11 protein-coding genes are annotated in these 16,050 nt (G+C 56.9%); 5 read left to right on the top strand and 6 right to left on the bottom strand.

All coding sequences use genetic code 11. The annotated features are described in order from the left end of the window. Window positions 1–407 precede the first annotated feature (407 nt). Window positions 408–1,358, bottom strand: a complete 951-nt coding sequence (locus I6L32_RS00550; RefSeq protein WP_216944507.1) for a transposase — start codon at window positions 1,356–1,358, stop codon at window positions 408–410. A gap of 495 nt (window positions 1,359–1,853) precedes the next feature. Here I6L32_RS00550 and I6L32_RS00555 point away from each other — a divergent pair, with 495 nt between their 5' ends. From I6L32_RS00555 to I6L32_RS00560, 3 genes are read left to right on the top strand one after another with little or no spacing between them, the layout of a single operon-like run. After that, window positions 1,854–2,621 carry an ABC-three component system protein gene (locus I6L32_RS00555; protein WP_216944508.1) on the top strand — a complete coding sequence of 256 codons (768 nt, stop codon included), beginning with the start codon at window positions 1,854–1,856 and terminating at the stop codon, window positions 2,619–2,621. Between the two features lie 47 nt (window positions 2,622–2,668). Next, a complete protein-coding gene (locus tag I6L32_RS23600) occupies window positions 2,669–2,839 on the top strand; it encodes an ABC-three component system middle component 7 (RefSeq protein ID WP_367950694.1) in 171 nt (56 codons plus the stop codon). Beyond that, window positions 2,833–4,443, top strand: a complete 1,611-nt coding sequence (locus I6L32_RS00560; RefSeq protein WP_139397363.1) for a DUF2326 domain-containing protein — start codon at window positions 2,833–2,835, stop codon at window positions 4,441–4,443. The genes I6L32_RS23600 and I6L32_RS00560 overlap by 7 nt, the downstream gene beginning before the upstream one ends. Before the next feature lie 76 nt (window positions 4,444–4,519). On the opposite strand, the gene I6L32_RS00565 is transcribed toward I6L32_RS00560, so the two are convergent. The 3 genes from I6L32_RS00565 to I6L32_RS00575 all read right to left on the bottom strand — a co-directional run bounded on the left by I6L32_RS00565 (window position 4,520) and on the right by I6L32_RS00575 (window position 11,281). Beyond that, window positions 4,520–6,880 carry a YgiQ family radical SAM protein gene (locus I6L32_RS00565; RefSeq protein ID WP_216944509.1) on the bottom strand — a complete coding sequence of 787 codons (2,361 nt, stop codon included), beginning with the start codon at window positions 6,878–6,880 and terminating at the stop codon, window positions 4,520–4,522. A gap of 196 nt (window positions 6,881–7,076) precedes the next feature. Continuing rightward, the gene (locus I6L32_RS00570; protein ID WP_201984393.1) at window positions 7,077–10,229 is read right to left on the bottom strand and encodes an efflux RND transporter permease subunit; all 3,153 of its coding nucleotides are present in this window, start codon (window positions 10,227–10,229) and stop codon (window positions 7,077–7,079) included. Next, window positions 10,229–11,281, bottom strand: a complete 1,053-nt coding sequence (locus tag I6L32_RS00575) for an efflux RND transporter periplasmic adaptor subunit (protein WP_052815157.1) — start codon at window positions 11,279–11,281, stop codon at window positions 10,229–10,231. Before I6L32_RS00575 ends, I6L32_RS00570 begins: the two co-directional genes overlap by 1 nt. 210 nt (window positions 11,282–11,491) lie before the next feature. On the opposite strand from I6L32_RS00575, the gene I6L32_RS00580 reads away from it, so the two are divergent. Together I6L32_RS00580 and rssA are read left to right on the top strand one after the other, a co-directional pair. Next, window positions 11,492–13,048, top strand: coding sequence for a sensor domain-containing diguanylate cyclase (locus I6L32_RS00580; RefSeq protein WP_216944510.1), 1,557 nt, complete (start codon window positions 11,492–11,494; stop codon window positions 13,046–13,048). A 34-nt stretch (window positions 13,049–13,082) separates the two neighbouring features. Then, a complete protein-coding gene (rssA, locus tag I6L32_RS00585) occupies window positions 13,083–13,952 on the top strand; it encodes a patatin-like phospholipase RssA (RefSeq protein ID WP_029313973.1) in 870 nt (289 codons plus the stop codon). A 65-nt stretch (window positions 13,953–14,017) separates the two neighbouring features. Here the strand turns inward: rssA and I6L32_RS00590 are convergent, their stop codons facing one another. Both I6L32_RS00590 and I6L32_RS00595 read right to left on the bottom strand, forming a co-directional pair. Next, the gene (locus I6L32_RS00590; RefSeq protein WP_102948779.1) at window positions 14,018–15,379 is read right to left on the bottom strand and encodes a sodium-dependent transporter; all 1,362 of its coding nucleotides are present in this window, start codon (window positions 15,377–15,379) and stop codon (window positions 14,018–14,020) included. A 195-nt stretch (window positions 15,380–15,574) separates the two neighbouring features. After that, window positions 15,575–15,841 carry a DNA-binding transcriptional regulator gene (locus tag I6L32_RS00595; RefSeq protein ID WP_010673503.1) on the bottom strand — a complete coding sequence of 89 codons (267 nt, stop codon included), beginning with the start codon at window positions 15,839–15,841 and terminating at the stop codon, window positions 15,575–15,577. Between the last annotated feature and the right edge of the window lie 209 nt (window positions 15,842–16,050).

Below are 16,050 nucleotides of genomic sequence, written 5' to 3' on the forward strand. Positions count from 1 at the left end.
GTGTACGGATTGTTCCATTGGAGGAACCATATCACCCACTCTGTTTCACTGATGCAAAAATCACCTGCTCAAGCAACACCCACGGTGTCGTAGCGTTGTGAAAAAACGGCCTGATAACAAAGGGCCGATAGTACATCTTCCTTAACCCTTCTCTTCTTATCTGCGACAGCCACCTTTTGGAAAGGCGCTGTCCCAATTATGTGTCGCCTTATCAGGACAGCCATCTTTTGGAGAAAGCCCTCATCAAGCGCCCAGCACAACTCGTCATCCAGCATGTGCGATGGCATTTGTGAAACTCGGGGGATTAAAAAGAATGTCTTGGCATCGATGACGCCAATTCAGATGCGATCACACCGGTGATGAGCTGGCGCTATACCGGACGTTGTTATGACACAAATATTCATCACTCAAAGGGATGGTTGATGACACCGTCGCTGGCCACAGTGCCAGGCAAACTGCTGACAATGCTCTTTGTCACCCACCACTCTGATACCCTGGCGCCGAAACAGCGTCACTTGCTTGAGCCAGCGCACCTCGTCTAACCCCAGCCGCGCCAGGATGGGGGCAAGACAAACTGGGATATGGCCCCGTTTGTCCACTCGGATGGCGCGACCTGTCCAGTCCACCAGCATCAGGTAATCCGCAAAGGTATATGGCAGGCTATCGGGTCGCGCTTCGTGCGCGAATGGCAACAGCAACGGAGGCAATGGGGCGGCGGACTGCTCACCATCGAGACGCTGCTTGAGGCTGGTGTAATCGCTCTGCTCGGGCCGGTCGGCAATCGCCGCCCGTATCGGATTGAGATCAACATAGGCCATGCAGGCCAGCAGGGCTGATTCGGTGAGCAGGGCCTGGCTCTTGAAGCGCCCTTCCCAAAAATGGCCCTTGCAACCATCTTCCCGATTGGCCTGCCGAGCCAGGTTTTCGTTGAGCAACCGCACAAACCAGCTGATGGAATGTAACCGCTCCCGCCACTGCCCTATCAGTTGTTGCACCACAGCGAGTTCAGGCTCAATCAGGGATTCCCCCTGATACCAGCGTCGTACCAGCAGCGGCCACTGGAATAGCGCCGCCCAACGCTCGGCCACCTCCCGCTCGCTCCAATTGGCAGCGGTATCCGGCTCGACCTTGAGCACCAGGTGATAGTGATTGCTCATCACCGCATAGGCACACACACCGATGGCAAACAGTCGCGACAATTGGCCCAACTTGTCCACTACCCACTGGCGCCGATGCTCGTAACTCTGGCCGGAGTGGGCATCTTCCCCGCACAGAAACGCCCGCCGCACACAGCGACTGACCACATGGTAGTAAGGCGTATCCTGCAAACTGATTTGACGTGAACGGGCAATGGTCATGGCTCACCCCCTGGGCAGTGACACCTCAAGCCAAGTACAGGGCTACGCCGCTGTCAAAAAGGTGGAAAAAGGTGGGTGTCCCAGATTTCTGTCTCCCAGATTTCTGTCAAAAAGGTGGGTGTCCCAGATTTCTGTGGCCATCTTTTGGGGAAATGAAAATAACCATATATGCCCCTTTCAAATCCATTTGCTGATCCAGTTCAAAAAACGATGAGATTCTGATGGTTACATCATTTTAAGGCTCGCTCAGACAGTTTCGTTTGGCTTACCATAGCCATCCAGAACCTGTTGAACTGCGATGGGTTGCTGCCAGCGTGGGTCAAGGGAGCATATTGGAAGCTGTAATCCACGGGCGGTAGCGTGGAGTTAATGGGGTAGGTGGTGTGCATAACAACTTATGAGATGAGGTTTACTTACGAACAATAATTATATTAATGGATATAACACTGTCTTAAATAAACGATACTCTCATATAATTCTACATAAGGATATTTAGTGGCAACTTCAAATGCGAAGAGAAAATCACCGACAGAAAACATGTCGCTCATCTTATATGATGAAGTAAGCGGGATTTGTCCAAAATGTACAAAGCCTCTGATGAAAAAAAGTGGGCGTACAATGACAAAAGTTTTTGAAATTGCACATATTTACCCTAATAGCCCTCACCCTCATGAAATTGAACTTCTTAAAAATGAAGAAATTTTAAATAATGACGTAGACCATGAAGATAACTTAATAGCCTTGTGCCGTGATTGTCATAAAATATTTGATAATCCCAGAACGGTGGCAGGCTATCAAGAAATGGTCGCATTAAAAAAAGAGTTGCAAAGATTATCAAGACTGAAAAATGGCTGGTTTGATAGTTCAATTGACTTTGAAATAAATGAGGTAATCAATACTCTCATATCGATTGATGAAGATGCCATAGAAAAGTTATCATTAAATGCTATGAAGATTGAATCAAAAGCAGATTCGACTTTGGAATCCCTTGTTAAGTTAAAAATCAAAAGTAACATTCGATATTTTTACCACATAATAAAAACAAAATTCGCTGACTTAGACAAAATAACCCCATACACATCAGATACAATTTATAGCCAAGTTAAAACTTACTACATAAAACTAAAGAAACAAGGTTTAAATCAAACACAGATATTCTCTGCATTAACAGACTGGCTTAAAAACTCCACTTCACATAAAAATCCTGAAGCAGCAGAAATATTAGTTTCTTACTTCGTTCAGAATTGTGAGGTTTACTCATGATAACTCCCAATAAATCAATACCACTTAAAGACTCCATTATCTTTAAGATGCTTTCTATTTTAGAGACAAATTTCGAAACAATGACACTTATAGAGCTTTACCAGAATACAAAAAGTGAATTTATTGAAATTGATGAGTTTATTTATTCAATAGATGCGCTCTATGTCTTGGGGAAAATAGAATTAAATATTGAACAGGGAATTATCAAGAAATGCTAAAAGAAATACGATGCAACAAGCTAGTAAATGGAAAAATAACTTTCCACCCTGGTTTAAATACTCTAATCGGCCCAGATGATGGTACAAATTCGATAGGGAAATCATCTGTGTTAATGCTGATCGATTTTTCTCTAGCTGGTGACGACTTTATTAAATTGAGCTCAGATGTTATAGAGAATGTTGGCTCTATTTCTGTTGAAATAGATTTTTTGTTTCAAAATTCTTTGTATACATTTACTAGAAATACAGATACTCCTAACATTGTGTTTTTTCATGAAAAAACAACCCTAATAGAAAAGTCGATTGATGATTACCGTGAATTCCTCAAGAATCATTATAAATTCCCCGAAGGCTCGGCTAGTTTTAGGTCCACAGTAAATCCATTTACTAGGATCTGGGGAAAAGAAAACTACACGCCAAGCAAACCTTTGCACTCATTTCCATCAGAGCCATACAAGGTAATAAAACCAAATTTATTAAAACTATTCTCTTGCTATCTGCCTGTACAAGAACTAGAAAGACAGAAAACTATCACTCAACATAAGAAAACAATTCTTGCTGGAGCATTTAAAGAAGGTTACATCAAACCACTCACAAAAAAAGAAAGTGTTTTAAGTGAGATAAGATTACAAAGCATTAAAAAAGAGATGGATGATCTCAAAAAGAACATTGAACTCTTCTCAATAAATACCAGCAAGATTATAAATGAGAGAAACTTTCAGCTTAAAAAAGAAAAAGACATTCTGGTTGATTCTCTTTATCAAATAAAGAATAGACAAAAGCGAATAGAAGAAAATTTAAAGTTTGGTAACCCTGCAAATAAAAAATACTTTGATAAGTTAAATCTATATTTCCCAGATGTAGACTTGGATAAACTAGCAAAAATAGACCAATTTCATTCTGGCATAACTAGAATACTTAAGGATGAACTTACCAGTGAATTAGCTATACTTGTAGAACAAGAAGAAAAACTAAACATTGAAATAAAAAAATTAGAAGATGAAATATTGAAGTCTATTGATTTGTTTGAAAAACCATCCAGTCTAATAGATAGAATGTTAGAATTATCCTTTGAAGAAAAAAATATATCAGAACAAGTAAGATTTAGAAATGTTAAAAAAGGCATTGATGATTATGTTAGCGACCTATCTAGACAAATCACAGACAAAACAGCTGAATCATTAAAAGATATAGAGAAAACCCTGAATGAAACCATGAATAAATATATAAATATTTTTTATACAAACAATCCAATATCACCAGAGATAAAGTTATTTGAAAATAGATATGAGTTTTCTCACAAAGAGGACTCAGGCACAGGGAAAGCATATGCTAATATGATTTCATTAGATATGAGCTTTCTTGAAAAAACATATTTACCATCAATTATTCATGATTTAATAGTTTTTTCTAACATCGAGAACCATGCAATTGAGAAAATAATATCGGAATACTCTAAATCTAAAAAACAAATATTCATAGCGATTGATAAACTTGCTCGTTACAATAATGAGACTATAAGAATTGTCACTGTTAATAAATTCCTCAGCCTTGATGCTGAACATCTAGCATTCAAGAAATCATGGAAGAATAGAATTCGATAATATCAACCTTATCTGATTATAAAGAGGCGACCAGATGGTCGCCTTTTTTATTTCTATCGCTTTACAGTCAGGAAACTCACCGTGCCGGTCGCTTGGATCCATTTCCTTTCGCAGCGGGCTTGCCGCCTTGAGTGGCGGGTTTGCCGGCCGGTTTGCTCTTGCCTGCATTCTTGCCTTCGCCTTGTGCGGCCGATTTGCCGTTACCCGAGCCTTTCTGGAGCTGAGAGCCCACCGGTTTGCCATTGCCGGCCTTGCCGCCATTTCTGCTGGCCGCTGGGGCATTGGCTGCACCGGCCTCGCTGCGGGCAGCCTTGTTGCCCGCCCCGTTACTGCGCTGATGGGTGATGGCACTGTGGCGGGTCAAGGCAGGTTTCAGGCCCTTGTTGCGGCTGCGCTCGGCTTTGGCTTCGCCACGGCCTTCCGGCGGCACCAGGCAGTCGGGGCCGTTACCGATCAGGTGGCCCTTGCCCATCTCCAGCAGGGCTTCGCGGATCATCGGCCAGCCGGCCGGATCGTGGTAGCGCAGCAGCGCCTTGTGCAGGCGACGGCGACGCTCCCCTTTCACCACGAACACATCCCCGCCCTGGCGGCTCACCTTGTTGAGCGGGTTTTTCTCGGTGTAATACATGGTGGTGGCGTTGGCGAGCGGCGACGGGTAAAAGTTCTGCACCTGATCGAGCTTGAAGCGGTTGGACTTGATCCAGAGCGCCATGTTCACCATGTCTTCATCCGTGGTGCCCGGGTGGGCGGAGATGAAGTAGGGGATCAGGTACTGCTGCTTGCCCGCCTCTTTGGAATACTTGTCGAACAGCTCCTTGAAGCTGTAGTAGCTGCCCATGCCCGGCTTCATCATCTTGGAGAGCGGGCCCTCCTCGGTGTGTTCCGGCGCGATCTTGAGGTAGCCGCCAACGTGGTACTTGGCCAGCTCCTTGATGTAGCGCGGATCTTCCACCGCGATGTCGTAACGCACGCCGGAGGCGATCAGGATCTTCTTGATGCCCTTGAGATCGCGCGCCTTGCGATAGAGGTTGATGGTCGGGCTGTGGTCGGTGTCCATGTGCGGGCAGATGGTCGGCCACACGCAGGAGGCGCGCCGACAGGTCTGCTCGGCCTTGGGGCTCTTGCAGCGTAAGCGGTACATGTTGGCGGTGGGGCCGCCCAGATCCGAGATGACGCCGGTAAAGCCCGGCACCTTGTCGCGGATCTCTTCGATTTCTTTCAGAATCGACTCTTCCGAGCGGCTCTGGATGATGCGCCCTTCGTGCTCGGTGATGGAGCAGAAGGAGCAGCCACCGAAGCAGCCGCGCATGATGTTGACCGAGGTCTTGATCATGTCGTAGGCCGGGATCTTCTCGTTGCCATAGGCCGGGTGCGGCACCCGCTGGTACGGCAGGCCGAACACCCCGTCCATCTCGTCGGTCTCGAGCGGGAAGGCAGGCGGGTTGACCCAGATGATGCGATCGCCGTGGGCCTGGGAGAGGGCGCGGGCGCAGCCCGGGTTGGTCTCGTGGTGCAGGATGCGCGACGCATGGGCGTAGAGCACCTTGTCTTCCTTCACCCGCTCGAACGCCGGCAGCTTGACGTAGGTCTTCTCCCATGGCTTTTGCTTGGGCGGCTGCACCAGGATGGGCTTGGCTTCCTGCTCCACCGGCGCGGTACCCTCGTCATCAGAGCAAGGAGCCCCTTCCATATAGGGGTTGGGGATGGGATCGATGCGGCCAATCTGGTCGAGCTTGCTCGAATCCACCCCGCGCCAGCCCGGCAGCGGCTCCTTGCGGATGACGGCGGTGCCGCGAATGTCCTGCATGGTGTCGATGGTCTCGCCGCCTGCGATGCGGTGAGCCACTTCCACCAAGGGGCGCTCGGCGTTGCCGTAGATGAGGATGTCGGCCTTGGCGTCGATCAGGATGGAGCGACGGATGGTCTCGGACCAGTAGTCGTAGTGGGCGATACGGCGAAGCGATGCCTCGATGCCGCCGATGACCACCGGCACCTCTTTATAGGCCTCTTTGCAGCGCTGGGTGTAGACCAGGGTGGCGCGATCCGGCCGCTTGCCGCCCACATCCCCCGGGGTGTAGGCGTCGTCGTGGCGCAGCTTCTTGTCGGCGGTGTAGCGGTTGATCATGGAGTCCATGTTGCCCGCCGTCACCCCATAGAAGAGGTTGGGCTTGCCCAGGCGCATGAAGTCATCCTTCGATGACCAGTCCGGCTGGGCGATGATGCCGACCCGAAAACCCTGGGATTCGAGCATGCGGCCGATCACCGCCATGCCGAAGCTCGGGTGATCCACGTAGGCGTCGCCTGTCACCAGCACGATGTCGCAGCTGTCCCAGCCGAGCTTGTCCATCTCCGCACGGGACATGGGCAGGAAGGGCGCCGTGCCGTAGCACTCGGCCCAGTAACGGGGATAGGAGAAGAGGTTGGTAACCGGCTGCATTTTGACCACCTGGAACAATTCGGGTCGCGCATTATACCGGCAGAGCAAGGCGGGGGCGACGGCTTTTTGCCCCTACAGAACGCGAGGGGAAGGGGCGCCTTCGAGCGGGCACGACAGGTCGGCGTGACAGACTCGGATCTCATCAGCAAACAGGGCGCCCATTGGCGCCCTGCTTGCTGTCATCCGGGTCGGCACGCTAGGCCGCCGGTTTGTCCCGCCCCTCGGGGGCCACCGCCCCCGGCACCGTGGAGGGACTGGCCGGGATTGCCGTGGCCAGTATTTCGTCCACCAGTCGGTCCCGCGCCCCCGTCATCCCCGCGCGTCTGGCGATCAGGTGATAGATGGCGGGTACCACCAGCAGGGTCACCAGGGTCGCCAAGGACAAGCCGAAGAAGATCACGGTCCCCACGGCCATCCGGCTCTCGTACCCCGCACCCATGGAGAGCATCAGGGGCACGGCGCCGATGATGGCGGTGAGCGAGGTCATCAAGATGGGGCGCAGGCGGCGCACCGACCCCTTGATGATCGCCTCCTCGAACCCTTCACCCCGCTGGCGCAGCTGGTTGATGAACTCGACGATGAGGATGCCGTTCTTGGTCACCATGCCGATGAGCATGATCATGCCTATCTGGCTGTAGATGCTGAGCTCCTGCCCCGTGAGCCAGAGGCCGAGCAGGCCGCCGAAGATGCCGAGCGGCACCGTCATCATCACCACCGCCGGGGTCAGCAGGCTCTCGAACTGGGCCACCAGCACCAGATAGACCACCAGCAGGGCCAGGCCGAACACCAGTGCCATCTCCCCCTGGTTGTCGCGATAGTCCTTGGACTCGCCGGCGTAATCCACCGACATGCCGGTGGGCAGATGATCCGCGGCCCAGCCATCCAGGAAGTCAAGCGCCTCCCCCAGGGTGTGGCCGGGGGCCACGTCCGCGGTGAGGGTGACCGCCTTCTGGCGCTGGTAGTGGTTGAGGCGCTGGGGACTCGCCACCTGGGTGACGGTCGCCAGGGTGGAGAGGCTCACCATCTCGCCGCTGGCGGCCTTGAGATAGATGCGGCTCACATCCGAAATGCCGTTGAACTGGGTCTGGTTGGCCCTCAGATAGACGTCGTACTCCTCCCCCCTGTCCACATAGGTGGTCTGGCTGACGCCGCCGAGCAGGGCCTGAAGGGAGCTTGCGATGGTGGAGACCGGAATGCCGAGCTGGGTGGCTCGCTCCCGCTCTATGGTCACCTGCAGCTCCGGGGTCTTCTCGGCATAGTCGAGATCCGGGCTCTGCATCAGCCCGCTCCGGGCCGCCGCCTCCTTGAGCGCCAGCCCCTGCTGGTTGAGCTCGCCGTAATCGGAGCCTTGCAGCACGAACTGCACCGCCGCGGTGGAGCCGCCTCTGAACCCCGGCTGGAAGGTGCGGATCATCACGTCGGGGATGCCGGCGAGGCGACCGCTCAGGGAGCGGCCAAACTCGGTGGCCGTTTCGTCCCGCACCGCCCAGTCGCTGAGCTGGATGATGGCCATGCCGGTCTGATCGCCGCCGCGCCCGAAGGCCGGGGTGCTAAAGCTCATGGCCTGCACCACCCCCTTGCCGAGCAGCGGCAGGATGGCGGCCTCCACCTGCTGCATGTTGCGCTTCATCCGCTCGATGCTGGTGCCCTCCGCCCCTTTCACGAACACATAGAGCACGCCCCTGTCCTCGGTCGGGGTGAGGCTCGCGGGCAGCTTGCCAAAGAGGGTGCCAATGCCGCCGAGGCAGAGCAGCAACACCAGGGGCATCCAGACGGCGCGGCGCAGCACGGCCCCCAGCACGCGGCGATAACGCTCCTCCACCCAGCCAAGTCCCTTGTCCAGGGTGGCGGTCAGGGCGTTGGGCTTGTCCACGGCACGCATCAGCCAGGAGCCCATGGCCGGGGTCAGGGTGAGCGCCACCAGGGAGGAGAAGAGCACGGCCAGGGAGAGCAGGATGGCGAACTCGGTGAAGAGGCGCCCCACCATGCCATCCATGAAGGCGATGGGCACGAACACCATCACCAGCACGGCGGTGGTGGCGATGACGGCAAAGCCCACCTCCCGGGTGCCGTGCCAGGCCGCCATCAAGGGGGACTCGCCCCGTTGCAGGTGGTGGTGGATGTTCTCTACCACCACGATGGCATCATCCACCACCAGGCCGATGGCGAGGATGAGGGCCAGCAAGGTAATGAGGTTGATGGAAAAGCCCAGATACCAGGCACCGATGAAGGCCGAAATCAGGGAGACGGGCACCGTGATGGCGGGGATGAGCGTGGTGCGCCCCTGCCCGAGGAAGAGATAGAGCACAGCGACCACCAGCAGGGCGCAGATGGCGAGTGTCTCATACACCTCGTCGATGGCCTGCTTGATGAAGATGGTGGAGTCGTAGTCGACCTCAAGGGTGGCCCCCTCTGGCAGGAAGCGCTGCATCTCCACGAGCTTCTTCTCGATGCCCTGGGCCACCGCCAGGGGGTTGGCTGTGGATTGAGCGACGATGCCAATCCCCAGGCTCTCGCGGCCGTTGCGCTGATAGGCGCTGTCTTCGTTCTTGGCCCCCACCTCCACATCCGCAATGTCCGCCAGATAGATGCTCTGACCATTGGTGGCGGTTTTCACCGGCAGGGTGCGAAAATCTTCCGCACTGTGATAGAGCCGTGCGATCTGCACCGCCATGGTCATGGTGTTGTTGCGGATCTCGCCGCCCGGCAGCTCGATGTTCTCCCGCTTGAGGGCATCCTGCACGTCGGCCACCGTGATGCCGCGGGCCGCCATGTCGGCGGGGCGCAGCCGCACGTACATCACCTGGGTCAGGTCCCCGGAGAGAGAGACCTCGCTCACCCCGTCCACCAGGCTCAAGGGGTCCACCAGCATGCGATTGGCGTAATCCGTCATGGCGGTACGGTCCATCTGGGTGCTGCTGAAATTGAGCCAGATGGCCACATCCCCGTTGCCGTTGTCCTTGGTCACCATGGGCTCGTCCGCCCCGTCTGGCAGCTTGGGTCTGGCCCGGGAGATGGCGTCACGCACGTCGGAGGTGCCCTCCAGCATGTTCCAGCCGAGCTTGAACTCCACCGTGATGGAGGAGCGCCCCTTGCGGGTCACCGAGTTGATGTTCTTGATGCCGCTGATGCCGGAGAGCTGATCCTCGATGGGCTTGGTGACCTGGCTCTCCATCACCTCGGGGGCCGCCCCCTCATAGGTGGTGGTGATGGAGACGGACGGGGTCTGCACATCCGGCATCTCCCGCACGGTGAGTTTGCTGAAGGCCACCAGGCCGAACACGGTGAGCAGGGCGCTGATGACCACCGCCACCAGGGGACGGCGTACTGAGATATCGGAGAGCCACATCAGCCTTTCACCTCGCCCAGATCACGTACCTGGGCGCCGTCGCGCAGATTGACCAGCCCCTCCACTGCGATGCGATCGCCGACGTTCAACCCCTTGAGCACCCAGACGGCCTCGCCATGGGTGTCGCCAAGCTCCACCGGCACCCGCTTCACCCGTCCGTCCGCCTCCAGGCGATAGACGAAGCGCTGCTCGCCGGCGTACTCCACCGACTGGGCGGGGATCAGGGTCATCTTCTGGGGTGGCAGAGAGAGATCCACGTTCATCAGCATGCCGGGGCGCAGCTGGCCGCCGGTGTTGGGCAGGATGACACGGGCCTTGATGTTCTGGGTGTCGCTGGAGATCCGGCTGTCGAGGGTCTCCAGCACGCCGGAAAAGGATTGATCCGGCCAGGCCGAGCTGGTTGCCGTCACCGCCATGCCGGGGCGCAGCAGGGAGAGGTAGCGCTCGGGCACTGCCAGATCGAGCCGCAGTTTTGCCAGCTCGTCCAGATGCAAGAGCACGTCGCCGCTGTTGACCAGGGCTCCTTCGCTGAGATCGATGAGGCTGACGGTGCCGTCGAAGGGGGCCGCCAGGGTGCGCAGGGAGAGCTCGTAACGGGCCGCATCGACCCGGGCCTGGGCCTGGGCAACAGTCGCCTCCTGCCCCTCCAGCTCCGAGGTGGTGACGGCGCCTCGCGCCACCAGCTTGCGCATGTCCCGCAGCTTGCGGGCCTCGTCGCGCACGCTGGCGCTCTGCTCGGCCAGCTCCGCCTGCTGCTTGCCCGCATCCAGGGCGATCAGGGTCTGCCCCTGTGTGACCTGCTGGCCGGAGCTCACCGCGATGGTGGCAATGCGGCCGGTCACCTCGGGACTGATGGCCACGGAGCGATTGGCCGCAAGCTTGCTCACCAGCTTGATGGAGGGCTCGGCCAGGCTCTGCCTGACGGTTTCGGCCCTGATGTTGATCTCTCTTGGTGCAGGCTTGCTGGCAGGTTCAGCCTGCCGCAGATGCCAGGCGCCCGCCGCCAGCAATAGAAGAAGAGGGAAAAGCCACAGCCACACGCGCGTTTTCATCACAAGATCCATGCAGTCAAAGAGAGAGGAAGAAGAGATAGCTTCATCAAGGATGGCACCATGTTACCCCCTGACTATGCCGTGACTATGTATAAATGTGACAAAACGTAACAGTCCGGTGAGAAGATCATCAAAAACGCATCTTGTCGGCACGCGCGTCAGGGTTCTGCCTTACACTGATGCCGACTCTCGCCATCTTCCGGTACGCCCATGTCCATTCCCTCCCTCGCCTTTGCCAGATACCGATTGCAGTGGCTGCTGCTGGGCCTCGGCCTGCTGCTGTTGCTGCTCGCCCTGCAACATGCGTTTCGCCAGGTTACCGAGATCAACAAGCGTGACACCATCAACGCCGCGACCCAGCTCAGCAGCCAGCACCAGCGGATGGAGACCTTCCTTGAGGCCATGCGCGGCCAGGCGGAGGAGCGCCTGCGCAGCAATCCTCAGTCCGTGCTCTCTCGCCAGCTCTATCAGGCGCTGCAATCCGACGGGGAGCACGGCATCAACCTGGATCGCATCCCCGTCGATCTGCCCCCTGCCCTCATCGGCAACCTGACCGGGCAGGGCCCGCTGCCCCACGACGGCAGCGAGCGGCAAGCCAGAATACATCTCGCCCTCAGCCTCTCCCCCCTGCTCGCCACGGCCAGCAAGCTGCTGGACAGGGACGTGGCCTGGATCTACTTCACCGGTACGGACAATTTCATCTACCTCTATCCCTGGGTGCCATCCAGCCAGTTTCGCTTCGATCCCGTGATTTACAGCAAGGCCTACTGGCAGGAGGCGATGGCCAGGCATCCCCACCTGGAGCACGCCATGCTCTCGCGCCCCTACCAGGATTTTGCCGGACGGGGGCAGATGATCACCCTCTCTCAGCCCATTACCCAGGGCGGCCAGATCATTGGCCTGCTCAGCATCGACATCCAGACCGTCACGCTGGCGCAGACCCTGCACCGCCTCGCCCCCCGGATTGGCACCCTGTTCCTGCTCAACGCCCATCAGCAGATCCTCGCCAGCAGCCAGTCCGGTACCGCGCCCCCCCCGGTCAGGACGGCGCAGTCAGCGGAATATGAGTGGCAACAGGGCGCCTTGCAGCTCGTCTATCCCATCCCGGAGACACCGCTCTCCCTCATCCATCGCATCCCGCTGCAGCCTCTGCTGCAGACGCTGTTGTGGCAATCGGCGACGGCGCTCATCACCATTCTCTGTCTGGTGGTGGCGACCGTCTCCAGCCTGCGTGCCCAGCGCCTCAACCGGCGCCTCAACTACCTGTCGCGCCACGATGCCCTGACCAGCGCCTTCAACCGCCACTACTTCGATGCCTTCGAACACCGCCAGGCCCTGGCAGGCCGCCAACGCATCGGCGCCATCATGTTTGACTGCGATCACTTCAAACAGGTCAACGACCGTTTCGGCCACGGGGTGGGCGATCAGGTACTCATCCGTCTGGTGCAGCTCTGCCAGTCCCTGCTGACACGGGAGTGCCACCTGATCCGCTGGGGCGGCGAGGAGTTCCTGCTGCTCGTCACCGATGAAGCGATCCCTCTGGCCCCTTTGGCCGAGCGGCTTCGCCTGTGCATAGCAGAGCATCCCTGGAGCGCCATCGCGGCCGAGCTGAAGGTGACCGTCAGCCTGGGCCACTGTCGTCAATCACCGGCCATCTCCTTGCAGGAGGTGATCCGCCGCGCCGATATCGCCCTCTATCAGGCCAAGGCCGACGGCCGCAATCGCAGCGAAGCGTGGCGGGATGACGGACAGGAGAAGCCGGAGTAAGCTGGACTCCCACTTCATGTCAGGAGACGCAACTGTGTCACGAAAACCCCGTCTGGGATTGGCCCTGGGTAGCGGTGCGGCCCGAGGATGGGCCCACATCGGCATCATCCGTGCCCTGGAGCGACTGGGCGTCAAGCCGGATCTGGTGGCTGGCTGCTCCATCGGCAGCTTTGTCGGCGCCGCCTATGCCGCTGGTGAACTGGACAAGCTGGAGAGCTGGGTGCGCGGCTTCAGCCGCCTGCAGGTCATGGGGCTGCTCGATCCTGCCCTCTCCGGTGGCCTGTTTCGCGGTGACAAGGTATTTGGCATCGCCGCCGGCCATCTGGGGGATCCCGCCATCGAAAGCCTGCCGCTGCCCTTTGCCTGCGTCGCCACCGAACTCGATACCGGCCGCGAGATCTGGTTGCAGGAAGGGCCGCTTCGCCAGTGTGTGCGCGCCTCTTGCGGCATGCCCGGCCTGCTCACCCCGACCCGGGTGGAGGATCGCTGGCTGGTAGACGGGGCCGTGGTCAACCCGGTCCCCATCTCCCTGGCCCGCGCCATGGGAGCCGAGGTGGTGATCGCCGTCAACCTCAACACCGACATGCACCAGCCCTGGACCGACGAACCGGACGAGCCCGTGCAGGGGGGGCTGCTCAGCCAGTGGTTGAACCGGGGCGAGCGCGAACCCAGTACCCCCGGCATGTGGGGGGTGATGACGGGCTCCATCAACATCATGCAGGAGCGCATCACCCGTGCCCGGATGGCCGGGGATCCCCCCGAGATCCAGCTCTGCCCGCGCCTTGGCAACCTCTCCATCATGGATTTTCACCGCGCGAGCGACGCCATCAACGAGGGGGAAGCCTGTGTCGAGCGCAACCTGGAGCAGCTCAAGGAGGAGCTGTCACGACTCTGCCTGATATGAAGGCATATCGGGGTAAAAGACAAAAAGAGCGCCAATAGGCGCTTTTTTGTTTCGGGCGACGCGCCTCAGAACAGCCCCAGCCCCTTGAGCATCACCACCAGGATCAGCAGCGGCGACACATAGCGGATGATGAAAAACAGGGGGCTAAGGATGGGCAGCGCCAGCTTGCCTCCATTGGTCAGCGCCGTCGTCATCCGCTCGAATCCCCATACCCAGCCCACAAAGAGGCAGAGGAAGATGCCGCCAAGGGGCATCAGCACGTTGGAAGAGACGAAGTCGAACAGATCGAAGAAGGTTTTCCCGCCAACCTGCACATCCGCCAGCGTGCTGCTCGAGAGCGCACAGGTCGAGCCGACCGCCCCCAGCACCAACAGGTTGATCAGGGTCGCCCTTGTGCGGCTCATGTGAAAGCGCTCGGAGAGCACCGAGACCGGCACCTCCAGGATGGAGAGCATGGCCCCGGTGGCTGCGATGGCGGAGAGCACGAAGAAGAGCACCATGAAGAGGTGTCCAAACGGGATGCTGGCAAAGACCGCGGGTATGGTGATGAACAGCAGGGAGGGGCCTGCGCTCGGCTCGAAGCCAAAGGCAAAGACCGCCGGGAAGATGGCGATCCCCGCCAGCATGGAGACGAAGAGATCCGCGCACATCACCCGTACCGTGGTGAGAGGGATGTGCTGATCGTCCCGAAAGTAGCTGCCATAGGTCATCATGCAACCCATCCCGATGGAGAGCTTGAAGAACGCCAGCCCCATGGCCGTCAGCACGACGCCTGCGGTCACCTTGGAGAAATCCGGCGAGAACAGGAAATGCAGTCCTTCGCTTGCTCCGGGCAGAGTCAGGCTGCGCACGCCTATCACCAGCAGCAGGATGAAGAGCAGTGGCATCAACCGCTTGGTGACCGCTTCGATCCCCCTGGAGACCCCCATCAGCAAGATCCCCCCCATCAGGGCCAGCACCAGCCACTGCCAGAGCAGACTCTGCAAGGGATCCGTGATGAGTGAATTGAAGGCAGCACCCGTGACGGCGGGATCGGTGGAGAGGATCTCGCCGCTGGCCGCCTTGAAGATGTAGGCAAACACCCAGGCCGCCACCTCGGAGTAGAACGACATGATGAGGAAGGCCGCGCTCACCCCCATGGCGGCGATCAGCCACCAGGGTTGCCCCTTCGGAGCCAGCTTGATGAGCCCGCTGACCGCATCCGTCCTGGCCTCGCGCCCCAGCATGATCTCGGAGATCATCACCGGCAATCCCACCAGCAGGGTGGCGATGACATAGACCAGCAGAAAACCGGCGCCACCGTTCTCACCGGTCAGATAGGGAAACTTCCAGATATTGCCGAGACCGACGGCAGACCCCAGGGTCGCGGCCAGCACGCCAAAGGTGCTGGTAAACCCATCTCGGGCTTTGGTAATGGATTGGCTCATCGTTGTCTCGCTGTGTGGATCACCGCCTGAATTAAAAGGGTCGGAGTGTTCCGTGGATTAATCCAGCCCGACAAGATGATTTAGTGAAAATCGCCGTTGACCGCACACAACCCATTATATAATTAAATAATCATCCATTTTGACAAATAAAAAATGCCGCCTCGAGGGCGGCATTTTTATCAAGGTTGAACTGAATCAAGCCTTGGCAATATCGTCCGGACCGATCTGGCCGATTTCGGCGACTTTCTTGTCAGCCAGCAGCCAGAGGGTGAACTTGTGCAGATCGGGGTGGTGGGCCAGGGCAACCAGGAAGGCGCCTCCGACTTCACGGTAACCCAGTTCATAGTTCTTCAGGGTGGTTGGGGGGACGCCCAGCAGATCGGCAAACTTGGGACGGCTCAGGCCTACCGCTTCGCGGATCTGACGGATCTTCTTGCCAACAGTTACGATATTTGAATTCATGTGTTCCATACTCCGTTCGGCGGATTGACTCCACCTTTATTTTTCGCGACGACTCGTAGTCAAGTGTATCAGTTTTGAACGGACTCGTTATGGTCGAGCCTCTATCTATAATCAGCGTCTTTCGACGACAACCCTTCACAAACCTCGGGGATGGTAATCGCTGCGTCGCCTCAGGTAAACAGTCTCGAAAAGAAACCTTTCTTGTTGCC

This window comes from Aeromonas sp. FDAARGOS 1402 (assembly GCF_019046925.1).
GTDB classification, from domain to species: domain Bacteria; phylum Pseudomonadota; class Gammaproteobacteria; order Enterobacterales; family Aeromonadaceae; genus Aeromonas; species Aeromonas caviae.

Coding starts and splice junctions, on each gene's coding strand:
- I6L32_RS00575 (WP_052815157.1), bottom strand. CDS start 11,281: ATGAAAACGCGCGTGTGGCTGTGGCTTTTCCCTCTTCTTCTATTGCTG.
- I6L32_RS00590 (WP_102948779.1), bottom strand. CDS start 15,379: ATGAGCCAATCCATTACCAAAGCCCGAGATGGGTTTACCAGCACCTTT.
- I6L32_RS00580 (WP_216944510.1), top strand. CDS start 11,492: ATGTCCATTCCCTCCCTCGCCTTTGCCAGATACCGATTGCAGTGGCTG.
- I6L32_RS00565 (WP_216944509.1), bottom strand. CDS start 6,880: ATGCAGCCGGTTACCAACCTCTTCTCCTATCCCCGTTACTGGGCCGAG.
- I6L32_RS00560 (WP_139397363.1), top strand. CDS start 2,833: ATGCTAAAAGAAATACGATGCAACAAGCTAGTAAATGGAAAAATAACT.
- I6L32_RS23600 (WP_367950694.1), top strand. CDS start 2,669: ATGCTTTCTATTTTAGAGACAAATTTCGAAACAATGACACTTATAGAG.
- I6L32_RS00550 (WP_216944507.1), bottom strand. CDS start 1,358: ATGACCATTGCCCGTTCACGTCAAATCAGTTTGCAGGATACGCCTTAC.
- I6L32_RS00595 (WP_010673503.1), bottom strand. CDS start 15,841: ATGAATTCAAATATCGTAACTGTTGGCAAGAAGATCCGTCAGATCCGC.
- I6L32_RS00570 (WP_201984393.1), bottom strand. CDS start 10,229: ATGTGGCTCTCCGATATCTCAGTACGCCGTCCCCTGGTGGCGGTGGTC.